At 51.3% G+C, this 22,187-nt stretch carries 25 protein-coding genes; 11 read left to right on the top strand and 14 right to left on the bottom strand.

Features of this window, described 5'->3' with window-relative positions; all coding sequences use genetic code 11:
- Positions 1-41 precede the first annotated feature (41 nt).
- The 10 genes from I8U17_RS08390 to I8U17_RS08350 all read right to left on the bottom strand — a co-directional run bounded on the left by I8U17_RS08390 (position 42) and on the right by I8U17_RS08350 (position 10,714).
- On the bottom strand, positions 42-809 hold the full coding sequence (locus I8U17_RS08390; protein WP_033099298.1) for a 3-hydroxyacyl-CoA dehydrogenase: 768 nt from the start codon (positions 807-809) through the stop codon (positions 42-44).
- Between the two features lie 23 nt (positions 810-832).
- Positions 833-1,984 (bottom strand): thiolase family protein, encoded by a 1,152-nt coding sequence (locus I8U17_RS08385; RefSeq protein ID WP_033099299.1) that lies wholly within the window; start codon positions 1,982-1,984, stop codon positions 833-835.
- A gap of 24 nt (positions 1,985-2,008) precedes the next feature.
- The gene (locus I8U17_RS08380) at positions 2,009-3,187 is read right to left on the bottom strand and encodes a CaiB/BaiF CoA transferase family protein (RefSeq protein WP_370589230.1); all 1,179 of its coding nucleotides are present in this window, start codon (positions 3,185-3,187) and stop codon (positions 2,009-2,011) included.
- Positions 3,188-3,211: 24 nt separating this feature from the next.
- A complete protein-coding gene (locus tag I8U17_RS08375) occupies positions 3,212-4,357 on the bottom strand; it encodes an acyl-CoA dehydrogenase family protein (protein ID WP_198059265.1) in 1,146 nt (381 codons plus the stop codon).
- A 27-nt stretch (positions 4,358-4,384) separates the two neighbouring features.
- Positions 4,385-5,932, bottom strand: a complete 1,548-nt coding sequence (locus I8U17_RS08370; protein ID WP_198059264.1) for a fatty acid--CoA ligase — start codon at positions 5,930-5,932, stop codon at positions 4,385-4,387.
- 287 nt (positions 5,933-6,219) lie between these two features.
- Complete coding sequence (locus I8U17_RS08365) at positions 6,220-6,972, bottom strand: VanW family protein (protein WP_232330985.1); 753 nt, start codon at positions 6,970-6,972, stop codon at positions 6,220-6,222.
- Positions 6,973-7,077: 105 nt separating this feature from the next.
- Positions 7,078-8,019 (bottom strand): class I SAM-dependent methyltransferase, encoded by a 942-nt coding sequence (locus I8U17_RS08360; protein WP_052153875.1) that lies wholly within the window; start codon positions 8,017-8,019, stop codon positions 7,078-7,080.
- A gap of 52 nt (positions 8,020-8,071) precedes the next feature.
- Entirely contained in the window at positions 8,072-8,203 is a 132-nt protein-coding gene (locus I8U17_RS18570) for a hypothetical protein (protein WP_255517793.1), read from the bottom strand.
- On the bottom strand, positions 8,196-9,071 hold the full coding sequence (locus I8U17_RS08355) for an SDR family oxidoreductase (RefSeq protein WP_033099303.1): 876 nt from the start codon (positions 9,069-9,071) through the stop codon (positions 8,196-8,198). The genes I8U17_RS18570 and I8U17_RS08355 overlap by 8 nt, the downstream gene beginning before the upstream one ends.
- Positions 9,072-9,223: 152 nt before the next feature.
- Positions 9,224-10,714: a tagaturonate reductase gene (locus tag I8U17_RS08350; RefSeq protein ID WP_198059262.1), complete on the bottom strand. Its 1,491-nt coding sequence runs from the start codon at positions 10,712-10,714 to the stop codon at positions 9,224-9,226.
- 187 nt (positions 10,715-10,901) lie between these two features.
- Here I8U17_RS08350 and I8U17_RS08345 point away from each other — a divergent pair, with 187 nt between their 5' ends.
- Complete coding sequence (locus I8U17_RS08345) at positions 10,902-11,177, top strand: Mpo1-like protein (protein WP_033099305.1); 276 nt, start codon at positions 10,902-10,904, stop codon at positions 11,175-11,177.
- A gap of 44 nt (positions 11,178-11,221) precedes the next feature.
- Here the strand turns inward: I8U17_RS08345 and I8U17_RS08340 are convergent, their stop codons facing one another.
- The 3 genes from I8U17_RS08340 to I8U17_RS08330 all read right to left on the bottom strand — a co-directional run bounded on the left by I8U17_RS08340 (position 11,222) and on the right by I8U17_RS08330 (position 14,061).
- Positions 11,222-12,391 (bottom strand): aminotransferase class I/II-fold pyridoxal phosphate-dependent enzyme, encoded by a 1,170-nt coding sequence (locus I8U17_RS08340; RefSeq protein ID WP_033099306.1) that lies wholly within the window; start codon positions 12,389-12,391, stop codon positions 11,222-11,224.
- A gap of 45 nt (positions 12,392-12,436) precedes the next feature.
- Complete coding sequence (locus I8U17_RS08335) at positions 12,437-12,931, bottom strand: DUF1572 family protein (RefSeq protein WP_198059261.1); 495 nt, start codon at positions 12,929-12,931, stop codon at positions 12,437-12,439.
- Between the two features lie 152 nt (positions 12,932-13,083).
- On the bottom strand, positions 13,084-14,061 hold the full coding sequence (locus I8U17_RS08330) for a 2-hydroxyacid dehydrogenase (RefSeq protein WP_033099308.1): 978 nt from the start codon (positions 14,059-14,061) through the stop codon (positions 13,084-13,086).
- A gap of 315 nt (positions 14,062-14,376) precedes the next feature.
- Between I8U17_RS08330 and I8U17_RS08325 the strand changes: the two genes are divergently transcribed.
- From I8U17_RS08325 to I8U17_RS08300, 6 genes are all read left to right on the top strand, one after another.
- Positions 14,377-14,814 carry an RrF2 family transcriptional regulator gene (locus tag I8U17_RS08325; RefSeq protein ID WP_198059260.1) on the top strand — a complete coding sequence of 146 codons (438 nt, stop codon included), beginning with the start codon at positions 14,377-14,379 and terminating at the stop codon, positions 14,812-14,814.
- Positions 14,811-15,005: a YezD family protein gene (locus I8U17_RS08320; RefSeq protein WP_198055085.1), complete on the top strand. Its 195-nt coding sequence runs from the start codon at positions 14,811-14,813 to the stop codon at positions 15,003-15,005. The genes I8U17_RS08325 and I8U17_RS08320 overlap by 4 nt, the downstream gene beginning before the upstream one ends.
- A 107-nt stretch (positions 15,006-15,112) precedes the next feature.
- A complete protein-coding gene (locus I8U17_RS08315; RefSeq protein ID WP_033099311.1) occupies positions 15,113-16,084 on the top strand; it encodes a sulfonate ABC transporter substrate-binding protein in 972 nt (323 codons plus the stop codon).
- Positions 16,085-16,109: 25 nt separating this feature from the next.
- A complete protein-coding gene (ssuD, locus tag I8U17_RS08310; protein WP_033099312.1) occupies positions 16,110-17,267 on the top strand; it encodes an FMNH2-dependent alkanesulfonate monooxygenase in 1,158 nt (385 codons plus the stop codon).
- Positions 17,254-18,033, top strand: coding sequence for an ABC transporter permease subunit (locus I8U17_RS08305; RefSeq protein WP_052153877.1), 780 nt, complete (start codon positions 17,254-17,256; stop codon positions 18,031-18,033). Before ssuD ends, I8U17_RS08305 begins: the two co-directional genes overlap by 14 nt.
- Before the next feature lie 107 nt (positions 18,034-18,140).
- Positions 18,141-18,938, top strand: a complete 798-nt coding sequence (locus I8U17_RS08300) for an ABC transporter ATP-binding protein (protein WP_052153898.1) — start codon at positions 18,141-18,143, stop codon at positions 18,936-18,938.
- Positions 18,939-18,978: 40 nt separating this feature from the next.
- Here the strand turns inward: I8U17_RS08300 and I8U17_RS08295 are convergent, their stop codons facing one another.
- Positions 18,979-19,440 carry a cysteine dioxygenase gene (locus tag I8U17_RS08295; protein ID WP_198055087.1) on the bottom strand — a complete coding sequence of 154 codons (462 nt, stop codon included), beginning with the start codon at positions 19,438-19,440 and terminating at the stop codon, positions 18,979-18,981.
- A 142-nt stretch (positions 19,441-19,582) separates the two neighbouring features.
- Here I8U17_RS08295 and I8U17_RS08290 point away from each other — a divergent pair, with 142 nt between their 5' ends.
- From I8U17_RS08290 to I8U17_RS08275, 4 genes are all read left to right on the top strand, one after another.
- Positions 19,583-19,858, top strand: a complete 276-nt coding sequence (locus I8U17_RS08290; RefSeq protein WP_033099314.1) for a hypothetical protein — start codon at positions 19,583-19,585, stop codon at positions 19,856-19,858.
- Between the two features lie 3 nt (positions 19,859-19,861).
- Positions 19,862-20,917, top strand: a complete 1,056-nt coding sequence (locus I8U17_RS08285) for a sulfite oxidase (protein ID WP_033099315.1) — start codon at positions 19,862-19,864, stop codon at positions 20,915-20,917.
- Positions 20,918-21,094: 177 nt separating this feature from the next.
- Positions 21,095-21,634 carry an NAD(P)H-dependent oxidoreductase gene (locus tag I8U17_RS08280; RefSeq protein WP_033099316.1) on the top strand — a complete coding sequence of 180 codons (540 nt, stop codon included), beginning with the start codon at positions 21,095-21,097 and terminating at the stop codon, positions 21,632-21,634.
- Between the two features lie 34 nt (positions 21,635-21,668).
- Positions 21,669-22,067 (top strand): hypothetical protein, encoded by a 399-nt coding sequence (locus I8U17_RS08275; RefSeq protein WP_033099317.1) that lies wholly within the window; start codon positions 21,669-21,671, stop codon positions 22,065-22,067.
- The last annotated feature ends 120 nt before the right edge of the window (positions 22,068-22,187 follow it).

Below are 22,187 nucleotides of genomic sequence, written 5' to 3'. Positions count from 1 at the left end.
GAATGTCAGCAGTCCTTTCATTTACTCCGGGCTCCGGATCCTTATTTGGGCTGCATGCGGATCGCTCCGTCCAAACGGATGGTTTCACCGTTTAACATCGGATTTTCCACGATGGATTGAACCAGCCGCGCATATTCATCCGGCAACCCGAGCCGCGGCGGGAATGGAACCATCTTTCCCAGCGATTCCCGTGCTTCTTGTGGCAGTGACGCAAACAGAGGCGTATCGAACAGTCCAGGGGCAATGGTCATCACCCGGATTCCATACCGGGCCAGTTCCCTGGCAATCGGCAGTGTCATGCCAACAATCCCTCCTTTGGACGCACTGTAGGCCGCCTGCCCGATCTGTCCGTCAAACGCGGCCACGGAAGCTGTATTGACAATCACCCCCCGTTCCCCTCCTTCATTTGGCAAATTGGCTGACATTTTCTCCGCGGCGAGACGGATCACGTTAAACGTGCCAATGAGATTCACCTGGATTGTTTTCACAAAAGAGGAAAGCGCATGCGGCCCTTTTTTCCCCAACACTTTTTCGGCTACGGCCACCCCTGCGCAGTTGACGACGATATCGATTTTGCCGAACCGTTCCTCAATCCGGTTGACCACTTGCCTGACAGATGCTTCATCTGCCACGTCCGCCGTGAGGAAGAAAGCATCATCTCCTAACTCCGCCGCCAATTTTGCCCCCTTCTCCTCTGCGAGATCGACAATAGCCGCTTTTCCTCCTTCCGCCACCAAACGCCGTACCGTCGCCTCTCCCAGACCCGATGCGCCGCCGGTCACCAGGGCGACACAATCTTTGATTTTCATTCCGACTTCCTCCTCCCCGTCCGTTAAACAAGCCGTTCAATAATGGTTGCGTTCGCCATGCCAAGACCTTCACACATGGTCTGTAACCCGTAACGCCCGCCGCGCCGTTCCAGTTCATGCATCATGGTTGTCATCAACCGGGCCCCCGATGCCCCGAGCGGGTGTCCGAGAGCAATCGCTCCCCCGTTGGGATTCAGTTTTTCCGGATCGGCACCGGTTTCCTTCAGCCAGGCAAGCGGAACCGGTGCAAACGCTTCGTTTACTTCAAACACATCGATCTCACTCAGGGTGAGGCCCGCCTTTTCCAATACTTTTTTCGTCGCCGGGATCGGTCCGGTGAGCATCAGCGTCGGGTCCGATCCGACCACAGCGCGTGCCAGAACGCGAAAACGCGGTTTTAACCCGAGTTGTTCGGCTTTGTCACGGGACATGATCAGCAAAGCCGCCGCACCGTCACTGATCTGGCTTGAGTTACCCGCATGAATCAGCCCGTTTTCCTGAAATGAAGGAGAAAGCGCTCTCATCTTTTCCATTGAAGTATCTTCCCGCGGTCCCTCATCCTTGTCTACAATTATCTTTCCTTTGTCTGGCAAAGTAACTTCCAGAGGCAAAATCTCTTGTTGAAAACGCCCGTCCTTCTGCGCCTTCACGGCTTTTTCGTGGCTGTTCAAAGAAAATTCATCCAATTGCGCGCGGCTGAAACCCCATTTTGCGGCAATCCTTTCCGCCGATAATCCCTGGTTGATGATTTCATAGCGGGAAGTGAGCTTCTCGCTGTATTCCGCCCCCTGCATATTGGAAAACATGGGAACGCGTGACATGCTCTCGACCCCTGCCGCCACCACCACATCCATATCCCCGCTCATAATCGCTTGGGCCGCGAAATGAACGGCCTGCTGACTGGAACCGCACTGCCGGTCAATCGTCGTTCCGGGCACTTCCACCGGGTAACCGGCGATCAAGGCAGCGATTCTCCCGATATCGCCCGCCTGTTCCCCCACCTGGGAAACACAGCCCATGATCACGTCTTCCACCATCTCAGGGGAAATGCCGGCTCGCTCGACTACCGCCCTTAACACCATCGCGGCCAGTTCATCGGGGCGGATACCGCTTAAAACCCCGTTTCGGCGCCCAATCGGCGTTCTTACTGCTTCCACGATCACTGCTTCGCGCACATCAATCTCTCCTTCTCCATTTCTCTAAATAATGTTTTCCTCCCGAAAACGCAAGATTTGTTCCTCGTTATACCCCAATTCCTGCAAATACTCTTGGTTATGCTCACCCAAGGAGGGAGCAAAAGAGCGGATCGTCCCCGCCGCTTCCGACAGTTTGATCGGAATCCCCGGAAGCCGGACGTTTCCGACTGAGGGATGTTTCGTGTCCTCGATCATCCGGCGATGGAGCACCTGCGGGTCACGCACCATTTCATCCATATTCAAAACCGGTGAGACACAGGCGTCTTTTCCGGCAAAAACATTCATCCAGTGCGACAGCGTCTGTTTTTTGATCGCGGCGGCAATGATCTTTTTCATCTCCTCCTGTTCCGCTGGCGTTGCCTGTAAACGGGGGATCAGATCTCCCCTGCCGATTCCGTGGCAAAAGGTTTTCCAAAACTTGGGCTCGAGCGCACCCACTGCCAAATACCGATGATCTGCCGTTTCATAAACGCTGTAACAAGCCAGCCCGCCCGACAGGGGCAATTCCCCCCGTACCGGTTCCTTCCCTGTCGCCAGATAATGCGGGAGAATTGTCTGCATCCAGGAAATAACCCCGTCCAACATTGAAATATCCACCAGTTGTCCCCTTCCGGTCTGATCACGGGCACGCAAGGCCAAAAGAATTCCAGCGACCGCCATCATTGCCCCGCCCCCGAGATCGGCAATCTGCACCGCGGGCAGAACCGGTTTTCCTTCTCTTTCACCTTGCAATGCCAACAACCCGGCATAGCTGATGTAATTGAGGTCATGCCCTGCCTGGTCGGCATACGGGCCGTCCTGACCATAACCGGTAATGGCGCAATAGATCAACCCGGGGTTGATTTTTTTCAAGGCATCATATCCAAGCCCCAGTCGCTCCATCGTACCTGGACGGAAGGATTCGATTACAACATCTGCTCGCTGCACCATTTCCCGGAAAATATTCTTGCCTGCCTCTGTCTTCAAATTAAGGGTGACGCTTTTTTTATTGCGGTTGAGAGAGGCGAAGAGCGCACTTTCCCCGTTCCATTCGTTCCCGTACCACCTGGCGTAATCGCCCAGGCCGGGCTCTTCAATCTTGATCACCTCCGCGCCAAAGTCCGCCAAAAGCATGGTACAATACGGCCCTGGCAACAGGCGGGTCAGGTCAAGCACACGCAGAGATGAAAGCGGCAATGGCACTTGCGAATCCCCCTCTTTCGCTTCTCATAAACCGAGGCGTTTGGCGATAATGGTTTTCATGATCTCATTGGTGCCCGCATAGATGGCGGAAACCGGGATATCGCGGTAACGGCGCGCGATCGGATACTCTTCCATGTATCCATACCCGCCATGGAGTTGCAGGCACTCGGCAGCCACTCGCTTGGCCATTTCCGTCTGCCACCATTTGGCCATCGATACCCGGGTCACCAGATCTTCTCCTGCCATGTGTGCGGCAATCAATTGATCGAGAAACGCCCGCCCCACCTCAATCTCTGTCGCCATTTCGGCAATTTTGAACTGTGTGTTTTGAAATTGGCTGACCGGTTGTCCGAACGCCTTGCGCGTTTTTACATAATCAATGGTCATCCTGAGCATCTCTTCCGCCGCCACCTGTGCACAGATCGCTACCACCAGGCGCTCCTGTTGCAGCTTTTCCATCATGTACGCAAATCCTTTTCCTTCTTCCCCCAGCAAATTTGCGGCCGGAACCCGGCATTGATCAAAAATGAGTTCCGCCGTATCCTGACAGTGAAGCCCCATTTTGTTCAGCTTTCTTCCCCTGAAAAATCCCGGAGTACCCCGTTCCACCAAAATGAGGCTGATTCCTGTATGTTTGGGCCTTGCATCGGGATCGGTCTTGACGGCAACGAGAACCAGATCCGCTGAAATTCCGTTGGTGATAAAAGTTTTCTGCCCATTGATCACAAATTCGTCGCCGTCGCGGATCGCGCTCGTCTGAATGTTAGCCAGATCGGAACCCGCTCCCGGCTCGGTCATGGCGATGGCCGTGATAATATCCCCGTTGGCGCATCCCGGCAACCAACGGCGTTTCTGCTCCTCCGTACCGTAGGCAACGATGTAAGGAACGACGATATCATTATGAAGTCCGATCCCGACAAGTCCGGAACCGATGCGTTCCAATTCCTCATTGATCACCACAGAGTAGCCCCAGTCGACTCCCGAACCGCCGTATTGCTCCTCCAGACCCGGACACAGATACCCTTGATTCCCCATTTTTCTCCAGAAAGAGCGGGGAATTTCGCGATTCTTCTCCCACTGATCATAAAAGGGAGCCGCCTCTTTTTGCAGAAATTTGCGCAGGGATTGGCGAAAGAGCTGGTGATCTTCTGTCAGGTACGGATGGTTCATTCCTCTCCCCTCCTTCATTCGGGCTGTTTATTGCCACGATCCACTCCTTAATAGAAACTTCTGAATCTTACCGCTGGCATTGCGCGGAAGTTGTCCGACAAAAACATATCTCCGGGGCCGTTTGTACCGGGCCAGCTTTCCGCTTTCCTGGCAAAAGCGATCCAATTCATCGGCCGTGAGATCCGGATTTTTTTTGACCACATAAGCCACCACCCGCTGCCCCCACTTCTCATCCGCTTCTCCCAGGACAGCCACATCCAGCACCCCGGGGTGTTCATGCAACAAATCCTCCACTTCCCGAGGATAAATATTTTCTGCACCGCTGGTAATCATGTCATCCACCCGGTCGGCGACCCACAGATAGCCGTCTTCATCGACATAACCCAAATCCCCAGAATGGTACCAGCCTTTGTACATCGCTCTGGCTGTAGCCTCTTCCCATTTGTAATACCCCATCATCATGCACGGCCCGCGCATGATAATTTCGCCGACATTTCCAGGTTCCAGCACATCATCCGGTTCTGACGGCGCTCCTTCCCGCACTTGGACCACGCGAATTTCATGGCCGAGGCACGCTTTCCCGGCTGATCCCGCCTTGCTCAGCTGTTCGTCCTCGAATAAAAAGGTGACCGCAGGCCCCATTTCCGTCATGCCATAAGCCTGAATCAGATCAATGCCCAACTTTTCCCGGCAGGAGCGCACCAGTGCCGGAGCCATCGGAGCCCCTCCGTAAAAACCGAGGCGCAGAGATCCCAGACGATTGTAGTCAAATTTCTCCTGCAACAACATATTCCACATGGTCGGAGCAGCAAAAAAGTAGGAAATTTTCTCATCAGCAACAATCTGCCATACTTGTTTTGGAGCAAAATGATGCATGATCACCTGGCTGGCGCCGACCATAACACGGGGCAAAAAGCAACAGTGCAGTTCGGCACAGTGAAACATCGGCGCGACGGTCAATCCACGATCTTTCGCCGTCAGCCGTTTGGCTCCGATCACAATCATACCCTGCTCCACCATAGTCCGGTGGGAGTGCATGACGCCCTTGGGCTTTCCGGTCGTCCCGCTGGTATACATGATCGCGTAGAGATCCTCTTCCGATACATCTGCATCGGGCCGGGTATCGGACGCAGCGAGAACCTGCTGATGATAATCAACCGCATAGTCAGGAGGATCAGAGTCAATAAACCAGAAGGCGGTTCCCGGGTAGCCTTTGTGAACCGCGGCAACGCAGGGCTCAACAGCCTGTTCAAACAACACGATTTTCGGTTCGGCATCCTGTAAAATAAACGCGATTTCCTCAGCAGACAGGCGAAAATTGACCGGATTGAAAACGGCGCCGATCTTGGCACAAGCGAGGAGGGAAGTGGCCAGCTCTTCCGTGTTATAAAGGTACGCAGTAACCCTGTCCCCTTTGCGCACACCGGCTGCCAGAAAAGCATTGGCTGCCCTGTTCACCTCACGGTCCCACTCTCTGTACGTCAAACGCCGTCCCTTCCTGACATCATAAACCGCTTCCTTCTGCGGAAATTTGCTGACTGTTTGCTCAAACATCCGCCCAATGGTAGGATGCATCTGGTTCCCTCCCCCAAATCGGATCGCCTGATCTCTCCTGATTCTTTTTCAAATCACTATTCATTAATTTCTTTATATTATGAAACCATTTCTATGATTATTGTAACAAAAAATGAAAAACTGTGTCGTTAACTTCTGAAAGAAAAAGCCGGGCCCGCAAACCCAGCCCAGCTTGTTTTATCTTTCAAAGGGAATCGGTACTATTCTGCGGCAACCTTTACAACCAGGGAGCCGGAAGCAAAAAGCGGCACCAATCCACAACCTCGGAAGAGTCCAAACTTAACTTTTTACTGTGGAATCCGCAGCGGATTTTGCAACTCTCTTTTTATTTTTTTCGGATCGAGAGACATCGGCTCATCCGGGGTGACGCGGATGATTTCCGGCAGTGTGGTTGGCGGAGCGGCTACTTTCCGCCTCAGCGCATTAACATGAGCTGGAGCATAGATTGCCACTGTGATTCTCCCGTTTTGAGTCTTCGCCGCAATTCTGATTGGAACGTTTAATTGATTTTGAAACTTGAAATCAGGTTCTTTCCAGGAAACAGTGGCATCCCTTCCTTTCGGCACATATGTAACAACATGACTGTGGCTCACCCGTTCAATAATGCGCAACCCGGCAGCATCCGCGGCATTGTACAAAGTGGAAGAGGTTTGGCAGACCCCGCCGCCGATTCCTTCCGTATACTCTCCTTTCACAATCTCCGGGGCAGGCAAATATCCGCGTTGAGGCGTCCGCTTTCCCACCACCTGATTAAAGGAAAACACCTCTCCCACATTCAGCACATGGCCGTTAATCGCCTCGCTTGACAGTTGGATATTGTGGACGCGATTCGTCTTGGTCTGGTCAAAAAAAGTTGCATAGGAAGCGAGCATCTTGTCTCCCGTATTGAGCAAATCAAGCGTTTCCAGCCTCCCGTCCCTTGTCGGAACGCTCACTTCCGTTTGCTTCGGAGGAGCCTGGTTCCCGGTTTGATTTTGCTTCAACGCACAGCCGGATCCCAAAAAAAGCGCACACAGAATAAAAATCGCCCAGCGCTTCATCTTCAACCTCCTTCCTGCTAAAGGTAATTTTCTCCCCATCCATCAAAAAAATGTAAAGAGCCCAGATTCCCGCATGGGGAAAATGGGCTTTGCCGGAAACCGCGATCAATGAAAAAAGGAGCGAAAAAAGCGCACTTGCGGCTCATCGCCTTTGTTTTTCACTTCGGCCAGAGCCGCCCGGTAAAACCGGTATGCGTTCATATGGGGACCACCCGGATTCATGTAGCGTTTCCGAAATTCAACCGAATTGACATCTTCCACCAGCTTCAGCCCGTGTGATTCCAGATAGGCGGGAAGTTCTTCGGGAACCATCCCGAACGTCCACGGCTCATCAATCCATGTCAGCAACCGGTAGATCCGCCGCGTCTCCGGGCTGCTTGCCAATGTGTCAATCGCCTGCTTATGGACGTAGGTAAAAAGGATAAAACTCCCCGGCGCCGCCGTGCTGATAAATCGCAGCGTCAGATCGACCGCTTGTTCAATCAGATAGTTGGTCACCCCTTCCCAAATGAAAAAGGCGGGCCGGGTTAAATCAAATCCCGCCTTCAGCAACGTATCTTCCAATTTTTGAACATTCAGATCCGTCTCTACAAACGTCACTTTCCGCGTCCGGCGCTTGAGCACCCGCTTCAGCTTTTTTTGCTTGACCGACAGGGTTTGCGGTTGGTCCACTTCAAAAACATGCACCCGCTCAATATCCGCAATCCGATAAGCGCGGCTGTCATATCCCGAGCCCAATATGACCACTTGTTCAATTCCTTTTTCCAATGCATTTGTCAGATGATCATCAATCAGCCGGGTGCGGGCCACCCCGGATGCTCTTGCCCCCGGGCCAAAACAATCGACGAGAAAGGGAACCACTTTCCCGAACAACGGTACCCGTGACAGGCAGGAAGCCACCTGCAAGGGAAGGCTTAAAAATCTCACTGCAAACGGGTCTTCAAACAAGCGCCTCTCTTTCGGAAAGGAATACTCCAGCGCCCGAAAAAAAGCGACGAACTCAGCCGTCTTACTCGCCCGGGCGCTTTTTCGCCTCTTATGGCTCATCAGTCCTTTCCACCTCCCATTAAGGAGAATAACCAGGCAATCAATGAGAAGATCATTTTTCATTCATATGTTCTTTTTCTTGCATTATGTTCTCCCGACAATCGGCCGAGGCAAGCAAAAAAAATGGAATGGCATTCTGAACAGATTCGGAACACCATTCCATCACCATCTCTTTTTTAACCATTCACGATCTCTCCGCCATTCACATGGAGAATCTGCCCGGTCATATAAGAAGAATCATCCGATGCCAGAAAAACATAGGCCGGGGCCAGTTCCACCGGTTGTCCGGGTCTTCCCATCGGGGTATCGGTGCCGAACTTGGCCACCTGGTCGGCCGGAAAAGTGGACGGAATCAGCGGCGTCCAGATTGGCCCCGGGGCCACGCCATTGACGCGAATTCCCCTTTTCACCAGGGAGAGCGCCAATGAACGGGTAAATGAGACAATCGCTCCCTTCGTTGCCGAGTAATCGATTAATTGCTCATTTCCCTTGTAAGCAGTCACCGAAGTTGTGTTAATAATGGCGCTTCCTTGCTTTAAATGCGGGGAAGCGGCCTTGACAAAATAAAAAAACGAAAAGAGATTCGTTCGGAACGTTTTTTCCAGCTGAGCCTGAGTAATCTGTTCCACTCCCGACTGCGGTGTCTGCTCAGCAGCATTATTTACCAGAATGTCCAGCCGGCCCAGCTCTCTCACCACTTCGGTGACAACCTGTCCGCAAAACGATTCGTCGCCAATGTCACCGGCAAACGCCAACAATCGCCGGCCCAACCCTTCCACATACCGTTTTGTCTCCGCGGCATCGCTCTCTTCATTCAAATAAACAATCGCCACATCAGCCCCCTCTTTGGCAAAAGCCACGGCGACCGCCCTGCCGATCCCGCTGTCCCCTCCGGTGATCAAAGCCACTTTTCCCGCAAGTTTGCCACACCCGGGGCGGTCGGGCCGATCAAACACCGGCCGCGGATCCATTTCCGCTTCCAGTCCGGGTCGCCTCTCCTGATGCTGCGGCGGAAGAATGGGCTTGGACTTCGTTTGACTTTGTTTGGACAATTTCTTTCCTCCTTCGCTCTTTATATCCTTAGGTTGTCCAAAACGCCACCCTCTTATCTCCCAAGCCAACCCCGCCAATTCGTGCCCCGGTACGCACGGAGGCTGATTTCTTTTTTTATTCTGCAATTGCTTTTGTTTTTAACAGCGGGTGTTCACATCGTTTCCCGCTCCATCCGCGCCAGATGTTGCAACACCGATTCCGGCAATCCATCCACCTGTGTCAAATCTCCCCCCCATAATCGCTCATTGCCCAAAATTCTCCCAACCCGCTCCTTTTGTGAAATATTCCGAACAGAACAGCCAGCGAATTGCGCATGGAAAAAAGCAAGGATTTCCCAGTCATCCCGAACCGTATAATCCTGCCCCGCCAAATTGGTTCCGATATATTCCTCCCCTTCCTTCCGCACTTGAAAGAAACGGATTAAGCCGGCAAGAGCCCGCACAATGCCTTGCGGAAGCCGGCCTTGTTCAGCCAGAAAAGACTGAAGCGAAGGCAAGAGGCGAACCCTGAACTTGCTGACGCTGTTCAGCACTATATCGGAGAGCCGATGTTCGATGCAGGGATTGGCGAAACGTTCAAACACGCTTTTGGCATACTTTTTCATTTTTTGCTGATCCAGCGGAAGTGAAGGGATGATTTCCGTTTCCACCGTCTCCCGGACAAAGCGGCTGAGCTCGGGGTGCTCCATCACTTCCCTTACCATACTGCATCCGTATAACAGGCCAAGCGGCGCCATCAGTGTATGGGCACCGTTCAAAATGCGCACTTTTCGCAATTGAAAAGACCGCAAATCCGCAACCCACTCCACATTCAGCCCGGCCTGTCGCAACGGAAGCCTGCACTCCAGTTCGGGTTCCCCTTCAATCGCCCAAAAATGGTAAGGTTCCGCCGTGTTCAGCAATTCATCGCGATAGCCCCATTCATCAAACCACCGCTCCGCTTCCGTATGGGGATAACCGGTGACAATCCGGTCCACCAGCGAATTTAAAAAGCGATTATGGCAATCGACCCACTGAAGGAAAGCACCGGGCAACCCCCAGTCCCTGGCATGACGTAGCACACACGCTTTCAGCTCATCGCCGTTGCGATCCACCAGTTCACAAGGGAGAAGAATCAGGCCTTTCCCGGGATCACCGGCAAAATGAAGGTAACGCCGGTACAGAAAATGAGTCAACTTTCCGGGAAAAGATTCGGCCGGTTTCTCCGGGTTCCACTCCATCCGTTGATAAACCAGCCCTGCTTCGGTGGTGTTCGACACAACCCATTCCAGTTCCGGCTTTTCGGCGATGGCCAAAAAGCCCGGCCAATCTTCATAAGGGTCAACCAAGGTGGAAAAAACAGCAATCCTCTCCCTCTGCTCCACCCATTCTCCTTTCTCCATTCCCCGGATCACCAGGGTATAAATCCCGTCCTGACGGCATAATTGCTCCAGTTTGTGCCGGCCTGAAGGACGAGGTTGTATGACGGCAATGCTTCCCGAAAAAAGCCCCTGCTTCCGGCAAGAGTGAATCATCCAGTCAAAAAACCCGCGCAAAAAATTCCCTTCGCCGATCTGCAGCACTTTGACCGGGCTTTTTTTCATCTGTTCATACGCTCTTCTTTCTGTATCGGTTAAACACTCTTTGCCCAAAATGGGTTTCACTTTTTCTTCTCCTTTTTTGTCAACGCGGATTGCGTGTCTCCTGTCATCCCGCGATGACGAAAATTCCTGTACAAATATTGTAACAAATCTCCGTTGAATTAAGATTATTCTCTATTTTGCCGGTTGCTGATCCCTGTGAAATATTTCATAATAAAAATATATAGTTTCCAAGGAAAGGAGTATGAAAATGGATTTTTCGAAAATGTTGGAAAAATATCATCAGAACCATCAACATCCTGTGAATAAAATGACGCATGCCATTGGCATTCCTTTGATCATCATCTCGCTTCCCTGCTTTTTCTTCCAATGGAAACTGGCGCTGCTCTTGTTCGTCGTCGGCTGGATTTTTCAATTTGTCGGACACATGTTTGAAGGAAAAAAACCGACTTTCTTTTCCAATCCCGTTTATTTGCTGGTGGGGCCGATCTATTTCCTGCGAAAATTAATAAAAGGCAAGAGGTGAGATAATAACCCTGCCCATATCAACACGGCGGCAGGGTCACTTGGTCATGCTCCCGCTTTTACTTCCAAAAACCCCTTAATTCTTCGCACCGCTTCATCCAGCAATGTTTCCGGCTGAACCAGGCTGATTCGCACATACCCTTCTCCCTGTTTTCCAAAAGTCTCTCCTGGAACCAGAACCACTCCCGTTTCCTCCATTAACTCCTCGCAAAATTCCATGGATGAGACCGCATACGGAATCCGGGCCCAAATAAACATCGTTGCCGGCGGCTGTGAAACCTCCCAGCCAGCTTCTCTCAGCCGCTGCACCAGGAAATCTCTTCTTCGCTGATAAGTGTTCACATGATCCCGAAACAGGATTTCCCCTTGCCGCAAAGCTTTTTCGGCCGCTTTCTGCACAGGAAGGAAAATCCCGTAGTGTGTATGGGACATAAGGCTTGCGAGCGATTCAACCATCTCCTGATTGCCCGCCATATAACCGATGCGGCATCCGGCCATGCTGAATGTTTTCGATAACGAGTTGAATTCAACACCCACCTCTTTTGCCCCGGGCACGGACAGGAAGCTGTGGGCGCGCCGACCATCATAGACCAGCTCGGAATAAGCGAAATCATGGATCACTTTGATATCGTATTTTTTCGCATAAAAAACAACTTCTTCAAAAAAAGACAAAGGAGCCATCTCCGGGATCGGGTTGCCGGGGTAGTTCAGGTATAACAGTTTCGCCCGTTCCAACACTTCGCCGGGGAGAGAGGAAAAATCAACAAGATAACGGTTTTCCTGCTTAAGCGGAAGCCGGATGACCCGTCCCCCGGCCAGCAGAACACCAATCTCATAAATCGGATAGGCAGGGTCCGGAATCAGGGCGAGATCGCCAGGGTTGATACAGGAGAGCGCCAATTGCGAAAGCCCGTCCTGCGTCCCGCTGAGCTGCAATACTTCATGGTTCGGATCAATCGCCACTTTATAGCGCTTGTCGTAAAAGTCAGCAACAGCTTCATTGAAAGACGGCAGGGCCTTCAGGGTATAACCGTAGGCGGACGGATCAGCGGCCCAACCTGACAACGCATCCAAAATCTCCGGATGTGGAGGAAGATCAGGACTGCCAATGCTCAAATCGATGATCGATCTCCCCTGCCGTTTCATCTGTTCTTTATGTTCAGCCAATTTTTTGAAGATTCCCTGCGGCAATGTATGTAAGCGATGTGATTTCATCTCTTTTCCTCCATTCCGATCATTTAATTGTCAATCACAACCCGTTCAATCCAGTTGCCAGTCCCCGCCGGAGAATACCAAATACGGCGACGTTAATCGTTGATAGGAGGCACCAAGCCTCTGTTTGGCGAGACAGATAATCTGCGCGGCATACTCCGCCTGATGAACAACCGTATTGAATACCAGATCCGAAACCGGAATGAGCTTTCCCCGAAATCTGACGGATTGCCCGGCTTTTTCCGGCGGAAGCTGATCCAGGACACGGATCGCATCACTGAAAGAAGATTCCAGCAAGGCCAGTGTTTCCTCTTTCGTCAGCTTCCGCGGCCGGAATTGTTCATGATCCACTTCTTTTCCCATTATCGTCTCATTCAAGAAAAATGCCAGATTCCCTGCCATATGCAGAACAAGCCAAGCGATGCTGTTGCTCTCCCGGTTCGGACACCAATTGATGTCCTCATCATTCAGTCGGGCAATGCACTCTTTTGCCCGCTCCAACGTGCTTTCCAGCTTTTTTTGATACAACCGCAGCGGAGCCATCCATCCGGTTTTCTCCTTTCGCCTCTGCGGAAGAGCAGATCTGACACTTCCCTGTCAAAGTCATCCGCACAAGAGTTCACCAATACCCGGCGAGCTTTCCAGTTGCTTGCCGGGTTGATAAAAATTGACCCCGTCGGAAACTTGCCCGCTGTTTAAAGCAAATCCTTTAATTCTTCGACCACGTTGGGCGGCGTTTGGCCGGTGACAGCGGCAACCAGATTTTTGGCAGCCAACATGGCCATCTTATGTCTCGTTTGCGCTGTTGCTGAACCGATATGCGGGAGTGTGACGACATTGGGCATGCGTAACAGCGGGTTGTCGGCTGGAACCGGTTCCTGGTAAAAAACGTCCAGTCCGGCGGCACGAATCCGTTTATTTTCCAGCGCTTCGATCAATGCGGCTTCATCCACGGTCTTGCCCCGCGAAGTGTTGATAAAAATAGCCGATTCCTTCATTAAGGCAAACTGTTCACGCCCGATCATGTGCTTTGTTTCCGCGGTCAGCGGAACCATCAACACAATAAAATCAGCCTGCTTCAAAAGGGTTTCCAACTCACAGTAGCGGACGCCCAATCTTTCTTCCACATCGGGCTTACGCCTTCGGTTAAAGTAAAGCACATCCATGTTAAACCCGAGCTTTCCGCGTCTGGCAATCGCTTCCCCAATGCGGCCCATCCCGATAATCCCGAGCGTCCGGCCATGAACATCAACGCCGAACAAATGCGTATCGTCCCCATTGGTCCATTTTCCCTCTTTTACAAAGCGATCCAATTCCGGGACGCGCCTGGCCGCCGATAAAATCAGGGCAAATGCCAGATCGGCCACGGTTTCATCCAAGACGTGGGGGGTATGGGTTCCGAGCACATTTCTCCTCTTCATCGCCTCAAGATCAAAATTGTTGTAACCGACGGACATATTGCTGACAACTTTCAGTTTGGGGGCATGCTGAAGCAGCTCATCGTCAATCTTCCCGCCGCTGATGAGCAAACCCTCCGCATCGGCAATTTCCCGGAGCAATTGGCTGCGGGGAATTGGGGTGTCTTTTTCCCATTTCCGGTATGTACAATGTTCGGCAATATATGCTTCAGCCTCTTTCGAAACGCGTCTAGCCAGAAATACATGCGGTTTCATCTTTCTCCCCCTCTTAAGCTCTTTTCTAAGGCCATTATAACTCTATTCTTGTTTTCAATGACATGCGTTCGTCCTGTTTAGTTCCTATTTTAAAACACAGTAATTTGATAGGAAATGACAAAATAATGATTGACTGACGCGAAATATTATAATAAATTTGAGTTAAGGAAATATTGTCCAAGTATAAACCATCGCCAAAGAACATATATATGAGACATTCACCCAAAAGTCGACTAATACACTTGGTATTATAGAAATTAAACATCGCGGCGTGACGGTTTACTGTACCAACTCCGCTTAGAAGGAGACAAGAAAATGAAAGTTTCTACCCGTGGAGAATATGCATTGCGTGCTCTGATCCTTCTGGGGCAGCAATCCGGCGTCATCTCCATCGGTGAAATCGCCGAAAAAACGTTGGTTCCTGTCAATTATCTGGAGCAGATCCTCCTCCAGCTCAAAAACCTCGGTTATGTCAGAAGCAAAAGGGGAATTCGGGGAGGATACGCACTGCGCAAGCCTCCTGACCAAATCGTGATCGGTGAGGTGATCCGACAGCTGGAAGGGCCATTGGCACCGATGGGTTGTGTCAGTGTTACCGCTTATGATCCATGTCCCCTGGAAGAGGGATGTCTGTTAAAACCGCTGTGGACCCTGATCCGCGATACCGTCGCCCGGCTTCTGGAAAATACGACGCTGGAGGATTTGCTGGAAGGCCGCATTCCAAGAGAGGAAAGGAGAGTGAAAAAAGCATGAAGCCAGTTTCGTTCCCGGATGAAAAAATCCACCGCATTTGGGAAGCGTTGAAAGGTCTTCAATACGGCACGGTTCTGATCACCGTTCACGATTCCAATATCGTGCAAATTGAAAGAACCGAAAAACATCGCTTTCCGTCCGAAGCTTCATCCTTGTCCAAAAAACATGCCAGCGCGGCAAATAAAAAATAGGAGAGACCATTCGATGCCGACCGGACCACCGGAGGCCCCGTCCCTCATCATCGAACTGAGGGTTTTGGGGCCTTTTTCATTTTTCGGCGAGATGAGGTGAATACATCATGCGCATCAAACAGACACTGAGGTTCTTTTCCATCGCCCTTCTCATCGTTTTGTTCACTTCGCTGACAATCGGTTGCCAGCCGGCTGATTCCGACGACAGGCAAAACGAAATCCGCATCGGCTATCAGAAGTTCGGCATATTGAGCATTTTGAAAGCCCGCGGAACATTGGAAAAACGTTTGAAATCCCGCGGAATCAAGGTGAAGTGGATTCAGTTTCCGGCCGGTCCGCAGCTGCTGGAAGCCCTGAACGTCGGCAGCATTGATATCGGCGAAACCGGAAATACACCCCCGATTTTCGCGCAAGCAGCGAATGCTCCGCTCGTCTATTTCGCAGCCGGAACGCCGCGGCCCGAAGCGGAGGCGATCATCGTTCCCAAAGATTCCCCGATTCGCGGCATCAGGGACCTGAAAGGGAAAAAAGTGGCACTGAACAAAGGTTCCAACGTCCATTATCTGTTGGTCAGGGCATTGGAAAAAGCGGGACTGACATACAGCGACATCCAACCGGTTTATTTGGCACCGGCCGATGCCAGGGCTGCTTTTGCCGAAAAAAACGTCGATGCCTGGGTTATTTGGGACCCTTATTATGCGGATGCCGAAACCAGTCTGCAAACCAGAACGTTGACGGATGCTCATGGATATACGTCCAACCGCTCTTATTATCTTGCGGCAAAAAACTATGCTGCGCAGCACGGGGACGTGATCGGGATCATTGTCGATGAGCTGAAAAATTCAGCCGATTCGTTTAACCGGAATCCCGATCAAACCGCCCGGCTCTTGGCCAAACAGATCGGGATGGACCTGAAGCCGGTCAACCTGGCGATTCAGCGCGCTGAGTATGGAATCGAACCGATCAATCAATCCATTATCGACGATCAACAGCAGATCGCCAATACTTTTCTGCGCATTGGCCTGATTCCCAAATCGATTCAGGTTCGTGACGTCGTTTGGCGGGAGCAAAAATCATAACTCTTTTTGAGAAAGGATGATAATCATGCAAATATTCTGGTTTATCCCCACACACGGAGACGGTCGGTATCTGGCTACCGCATCAGGCGGACGCGCCATTGGATTTCCGTATCTGAGACAATTGGCCCAAGCGGTTGACCATCTCGGTTACAGCGGAGCATTGCTGCCGACCGGACGGTCTTGCGAGGACGCATGGATTGTCGCCTCCTCTTTATTGTCTGCCACAGAGAGAATGAAATTTCTGGTCGCTGTCCGTCCCGGCCTGATCTCTCCCACGCTTGCCGCGCGAATGGCAGCCACGTTTGACCGCTTATCCGCGGGCCGTCTGCTCATCAATATCGTAACAGGCGGAGATCCAGTCGAATTAGCCGGTGACGGCCTGCATCTGGATCACGATACCCGTTATGAGTTAACGGACGAGTTCCTGACCGTCTGGCGGGAAATCATGCGGGGAGAAGATGTTTACTTCACCGGAAAACATTTGAAAATTTCCGGCGGCAAACGGATTTTTCCGCCTGTGCAAACCCCGTATCCCCCCCTTTACTTCGGAGGGTCTTCACCGGCGGGAATGAAAGTCGCGGCCAAACATACCGATGTTTATCTCACATGGGGTGAGCCCCCGAAACAAGTAGAGGCAAAAATCGGACAAGTGAGGAAACTGGCTGCCAAACAGGGAAGATCATTGCGCTTCGGCATCCGTTTGCATGTGATCGTCCGGGAGACGGAAAAAGAAGCCTGGGCGGCAGCTGAGCGTTTGATCCGCTATGTTGACGACGAGGCGATCGCGAAGTCAAAGCGTATTTTTGCCCGTTATGATTCTGTCGGACAACAACGGATGACCCGGCTTCACAACGGAAAAACAACCGATTTGGAAATCAGCCCCAATTTATGGGCGGGCATCGGACTGGTTCGTGGAGGTGCGGGAACAGCTCTTGTCGGGGATCCACGCACCGTGGCAGAAAGGATGCGGGAATATGCGGACCTGGGGATAGAAACGTTTATCCTGTCTGGCTATCCCCACCTGGAAGAAGCCTATCGGGTCGCCGAATTGCTCTTCCCGGAATTACCTTTAACCAATAATCCGCCTGCTTCTCATCCTCATGTTTACAGTCCCTTTGGCGAAATCGTGGCAAATGACCATTTCCCCCGGGAAAAAGAAGGTGTTGCCCATGAAGCTGAGTAATTTCCGATGGCGAACAAAGATGGATGCCCTTCTGTCCTGGTCTCTCCCGGCCATTTTGGTAATCCTTTGGCAAATCTTCAGCAGCATGGGCTGGATTTCCACGGAAACCCTTCCGGCCCCCGTCACCGTGATCCGGACGGCCATTCACCTGGCCCGTTCGGGAGAATTGATTCATCACATTGATGACAGTGCCGTCCGCGCATTGCTCGGTTTGGCAATCGGCGGAAGCATCGGCCTGGTGTTGGGCTTTTTAAACGGAATTTCTCGATTTGCGGAAAAAATCCTCGATTCCACTGTGCAGATGTTGCGAAATATCCCTCATCTGGCCCTGATCCCGTTGGCCATCATGTGGTTCGGAATCGGTGAAGAATCAAAATTGTTCCTCGTGGCCCTGGGTGTGTTCTTCCCGATCTATTTGAATACTTTTCATGGCATTCGCAGTGTTGATCCCGGACTGCTGGAGATGGGAAAAATTTTCCGCCTGACAAAGAGGGCTCTTTTTTGGCACATTATCCTGCCCAATGCATTGCCATCCATTCTCATCGGATTCCGCTATGCCCTGGGGATTATGTGGCTGACGCTGATCGTAGCGGAAACCATTTCCTCAGACTCGGGAATCGGCTATATGGCGATGAACGCACGGGAGTTTATGCAGATGGATGTGGTGGTTTTAAGCATTTTGCTCTATGCCCTGCTCGGCAAACTGGCTGATCTTGTGGCAAAAGCTTTGGAAAAACGCTGCCTGCGCTGGCGGGTAAACGGTTAGCTTTCTCGCAAAAAATGGGTTGCAGGCAGGAACATGGCATCCCCCGGTCTCTTCGACTGTGCCGCAAGGACATGAATATTTTCTGACATCATCAGGGGGTGTTTCAACTGAACCGCAAAGTTTCAGGAACAACGCTGGACATTCGGGGGTTAAAAAAACAATTTGACAATCGCCTGATCTTGAACAACATCGATCTTCTCGTTCAACGGGGCGAATTTCTCGCTGTCGTCGGCCGTTCCGGCAGCGGGAAAAGCACGCTGCTTCGCCTGATTGCCGGACTGGAAGAACCGAGCGGCGGCGTGATTATGCAGGAAGGAAAAGCCATCTCCGGGCTGAACGACGCCGCCAGAATCATGTTTCAGGAACCCCGCCTCTTGCCGTGGCGAACTGTTTTTGCCAACATTGCGCTCGGCATCCGGGACCAAAACGGCAGAACGGAAAAAACAGCCCGCATCCTGGAGCAGGTCGGTTTGGCCGGTTACGGGAAGCAATGGCCTGGAGTCCTTTCCGGCGGGCAACGTCAACGGGTCGCCCTGGCACGGGCTCTCGCAAGCAATCCCCGCCTTCTTTTGCTCGATGAACCATTGGGCGCTCTGGATGCCCTGACACGGATTGAAATGCAGCGGTTAATTGAAAAGCTTTGGCAAGAACAACGATTCACGGCTCTCCTGGTTACTCACGATGTCGAGGAAGCCGTCATCCTGGCTGACCGGGTCATCATGCTGCGAGACGGGAAAGTGGGAATGGATATCCGTATTCCTCTGCCCAGGCCGCGACAACGGAACAATCCGCTCTTTGCTTCGCTGGTCGGCACCATCCTTGACCAGGTAATGGCCTCAACGGACCGGCAAAAGTCGCAAACCCTGAACTTGGTCACTTCCAAAACGGATAAAGCTTCATCCTAACCCTGCTGTCCGAAAACAGGGTCAGTACCGCCTCCCCATTTTATTTATAGATTTTCATCTCTTGTAACGGCGGAGAATACAAGTGGAAGGTGACAAGCCTCTGCGTGGAAGGATTGCGCATTTTATGAATCTGCCCTTGCGTGGCAAAAAAGAATTGGCCAGGCCCGTAACGGTTTTGCTCATAAGCAAACGGTTCGTCCTCTTTTTCCAGAACGTACAAATGGTTAATCAAATTTCCTTCCACCACCTGACCGCATCCAATGGAGCAACCGTGATTATGGATCGGTGTTTGTTTCATTCCGGGGATATGAATCACAACCGCCTCGACGAAATCCGAACGGTAGACCACATTTCTCCCGTACGGATTCCCGTCGGGGCTGGTCACATAAGGGAGGATTTTTTCACGCGTACACCCGATGGCCTGTACCGCTTCTTTCAGTTCACGGAATCCCGGGTGTTCCACCTTGGACAGTACCTCTTTAATCTGCCTTAAAAAATCCATTTCTCTTCCCTCCATCAAACGGAAATGATCACTTTCTTTACAATATTTACTTAATTAGTCAAGATTTAATGTCTGATTGATCATCTTCAGAATATGCTGTTTTTGACACCTTGGTTCGTTCCATTTTGAAAGGGTGAACGTGATGGGTTACATCAATTTGAAAGAACGATACTTTCTGCTGAGGCATCTGGAAAAAATCAAAATCCATGTGTGTCGTGAGGAACAATCCCTGATCACTTCCATTCTGGGCAAAATCAGATTTCCCGACATTCTCTTCACGCCGGCGGAATATCGCTTCCTCAAAACGGTCATCGTTTCCTGTCTCCATGACGCCATGGATCAGAAAGATGAAATCCAGGTCAACTTTCTCCGTTGCCTCTTCTCAAAAATTGAACAATACGCTTGTCAGGAGGAATGAAAAATGAATCAACAAAACGGCAGAAAAAACCATCCTTATCCGCTCACAGTGAGCCTCAATCCCGAAAATCAGGAAACACCGGTTCATTTTGTGGAAGACTGGATCACTCCGGTGGAATTGATGTATAAACGGAATCACTTTCCTTATCCCTCTGCCGCCGACATTCCCGCCACCCTTCATCTCAACGGGCTGGTCGATCATCCTTTGACGCTGGACTATGAAGATTTGTTGTCATGGCCGTCCAAAACCCTTGTCGTTCCCTTGGAGTGTGCCGGCAACCGGCGAACATCTTACTCACCCAGGGTCTACGGCGTTCAATGGCAGAAGGGGGCCATCAGTCAGGGCCGGTGGAAAGGAGTGCCTCTTGCCTCTCTTCTTAAACGGGCGGGGCTCAAAACGACGGCAACAGAAATCGTCTTTTCGGCCATTGACCAAAGCCCCGACGGAACCTCCTATGCCCGCAGCCTGCCGGTGGAAAAGGCACTGCACTCGGATACCATCATTGCTTATGAATTGAACGGAAAACCCCTTCCCTTCAAACACGGATACCCCTTTCGCTTGATCGTCCCCGGCTGGTATGCCATGGCTTCCGTAAAATGGCTTTCGAAAATAACAGCCATCGACCACCCCTTTCAAGGTTTTTTCCAGACAGAAGATTACGTCTACTACCCCCATGACGATACAGATGAAGGCAAAACCCCGGTCACAACGATGAAAGTGAATTCAATCATTCAGCAGCCGCAAGACTATGATGTAGTGAAAAAGGGAATAAACAAAATCAAAGGATTTGCCTGGACGGGAGAAGGAAGGATTGTAAAGGTGGAGATAAGCACGGACAACGGCCGATCCTGGCACCCGGCAACATTGCACTCAGAACCGCAGCACCCCTACGCTTGGACTTTTTGGGAGTTCTTATGGGAAGCCAAATGTGAAGGAGAATTTACCATCATGTCACGCGCGACTGATTCAGAGGGGCGAACCCAGCCGATGGAACCCGTCTGGAACCGGAAAGGATACGGATACAACGGTATATTTAAAGTCCGCGTCAAGGTTGAGTGAAAAAAATGCCCCTTCGCCAAAACCCCCCTTTTTTCTGCCATTCACCCATCAATTTTTGTATAATTCAGAAACAGTTCCCGTTCACTCTTTCGCAACCCGTAAGATCATGTTAGAATAAAACCTGTTTACTAAATCAAATAGTAGAACTATACATCTGACATAAGGGGAGTTTTTGCGATGAAAGTATACGTGGTTTACGATAGCGAAAGCGGACATACAGAGGTACTGGCCAAGGCGATCGGACAAGGCGCACAGGAAATTGAAGGTGCAGAAGTGTTCGTCAAACATGTGAACGAAGCGGACGTTCGCGATTTGCATGATATCGATGCCCTGATCTGGGGTTGCCCGGGTCACTTTGGCACCATCAGCGCCGGCTTAAAAAGCTGGATCGACAAGCTGGGATACCTGTGGGCAGCCGGAAAACTGGTTGGAAAAGTGGGCGCCGCCTTCTGCACCACGGCCACTTTGCACGGCGGTGCGGAAATGACGCTGTGGAACTTGATCACCCCGATGATGCATAACGGAATGATCATTGTCGGTCTGCCGAGCAACGTGCCGGAAAACGTTTTGCATGGCTCATACTATGGGGTGGCGGTAACCTGTCCGGTGGAAGACAGCGAAGATGCACCAAAAAATATGCCCACCGAATCAGACCAGGCTCTTGGACGTGCATTGGGGCGCCGTGTAGCGGAAGTAGCAAAAAAACTTCACGGTTAATTCATTTGATCCAATAACGTCAGGAGTGAAATCGATGGGATTAGTAATCATCATTCTCTTAATGGTGGTTGGGATTCTCTTTTTGATTATCTTTAACGTAAGAGCTGTCAAAAACAAAGACAAAGACAAAAAAAGAGTGACATCAGCTGAGAATCCCACCCTCCAGTCCAAACCGGACCCGGTTTCCGCAGAAGAACCGGATTCCGCGGCGGCCATGGATCAATCGAAGCCCAAGGTGGAGACAAAAACCAAGGTGGCTCCGAGAACAACCTCTACCAAACAAGAGATTTCCAGGCAGACAGACCAGGAATACCGCGAAGCGCTGCGACGTGGTTTGTCCGCGATGACAAAACCGGAAAAACCAGCAAAAAAAGATCACATCGATGATGATGAGTACCGGAAAATGCTGCGCCAAATGCAGCAAAAAAAATAGAATTTTAAAGTACTCCCCTTAAAGGGCCCGAAATCGTTCTGACATCCCTTTAAGGGGGGTTTTTCCATCACTGACAAAGGAGATCGAAAACATGGAGAACTTCATTTTTATCACTGTTTT

The sequence above is a fragment of the Thermoactinomyces sp. CICC 10521 genome (assembly GCF_016055135.1).
Classification (GTDB): Bacteria; Bacillota; Bacilli; order Thermoactinomycetales; family Thermoactinomycetaceae; genus Thermoactinomyces_A; species Thermoactinomyces_A daqus.
Note: the sequence above shows the minus strand (reverse complement) of the source record. Positions and strands in the feature narration are given on the sequence as shown.

Excerpts from the sequence above, each read along its gene's own strand:
- I8U17_RS08390 (WP_033099298.1), bottom strand. The coding sequence starts at position 809 with ATGAAAATCAAAGATTGTGTCGCCCTGGTGACCGGCGGCGCATCGGGT.
- I8U17_RS08375 (WP_198059265.1), bottom strand. The coding sequence starts at position 4,357 with ATGAACCATCCGTACCTGACAGAAGATCACCAGCTCTTTCGCCAATCC.
- I8U17_RS08370 (WP_198059264.1), bottom strand. The coding sequence starts at position 5,932 with ATGCATCCTACCATTGGGCGGATGTTTGAGCAAACAGTCAGCAAATTT.
- I8U17_RS08365 (WP_232330985.1), bottom strand. The coding sequence starts at position 6,972 with ATGAAGCGCTGGGCGATTTTTATTCTGTGTGCGCTTTTTTTGGGATCC.
- I8U17_RS08360 (WP_052153875.1), bottom strand. The coding sequence starts at position 8,019 with ATGAGCCATAAGAGGCGAAAAAGCGCCCGGGCGAGTAAGACGGCTGAG.
- I8U17_RS18570 (WP_255517793.1), bottom strand. The coding sequence starts at position 8,203 with ATGGTTAAAAAAGAGATGGTGATGGAATGGTGTTCCGAATCTGTTCAG.
- I8U17_RS08345 (WP_033099305.1), top strand. The coding sequence starts at position 10,902 with ATGGATTTTTCGAAAATGTTGGAAAAATATCATCAGAACCATCAACAT.
- I8U17_RS08340 (WP_033099306.1), bottom strand. The coding sequence starts at position 12,391 with ATGAAATCACATCGCTTACATACATTGCCGCAGGGAATCTTCAAAAAA.
- I8U17_RS08335 (WP_198059261.1), bottom strand. The coding sequence starts at position 12,931 with ATGGCTCCGCTGCGGTTGTATCAAAAAAAGCTGGAAAGCACGTTGGAG.
- I8U17_RS08330 (WP_033099308.1), bottom strand. The coding sequence starts at position 14,061 with ATGAAACCGCATGTATTTCTGGCTAGACGCGTTTCGAAAGAGGCTGAA.
- I8U17_RS08325 (WP_198059260.1), top strand. The coding sequence starts at position 14,377 with ATGAAAGTTTCTACCCGTGGAGAATATGCATTGCGTGCTCTGATCCTT.
- I8U17_RS08320 (WP_198055085.1), top strand. The coding sequence starts at position 14,811 with ATGAAGCCAGTTTCGTTCCCGGATGAAAAAATCCACCGCATTTGGGAA.
- I8U17_RS08315 (WP_033099311.1), top strand. The coding sequence starts at position 15,113 with ATGCGCATCAAACAGACACTGAGGTTCTTTTCCATCGCCCTTCTCATC.
- ssuD (WP_033099312.1), top strand. The coding sequence starts at position 16,110 with ATGCAAATATTCTGGTTTATCCCCACACACGGAGACGGTCGGTATCTG.
- I8U17_RS08305 (WP_052153877.1), top strand. The coding sequence starts at position 17,254 with ATGAAGCTGAGTAATTTCCGATGGCGAACAAAGATGGATGCCCTTCTG.
- I8U17_RS08295 (WP_198055087.1), bottom strand. The coding sequence starts at position 19,440 with ATGGATTTTTTAAGGCAGATTAAAGAGGTACTGTCCAAGGTGGAACAC.
- I8U17_RS08290 (WP_033099314.1), top strand. The coding sequence starts at position 19,583 with ATGGGTTACATCAATTTGAAAGAACGATACTTTCTGCTGAGGCATCTG.
- I8U17_RS08285 (WP_033099315.1), top strand. The coding sequence starts at position 19,862 with ATGAATCAACAAAACGGCAGAAAAAACCATCCTTATCCGCTCACAGTG.
- I8U17_RS08280 (WP_033099316.1), top strand. The coding sequence starts at position 21,095 with ATGAAAGTATACGTGGTTTACGATAGCGAAAGCGGACATACAGAGGTA.
- I8U17_RS08275 (WP_033099317.1), top strand. The coding sequence starts at position 21,669 with ATGGGATTAGTAATCATCATTCTCTTAATGGTGGTTGGGATTCTCTTT.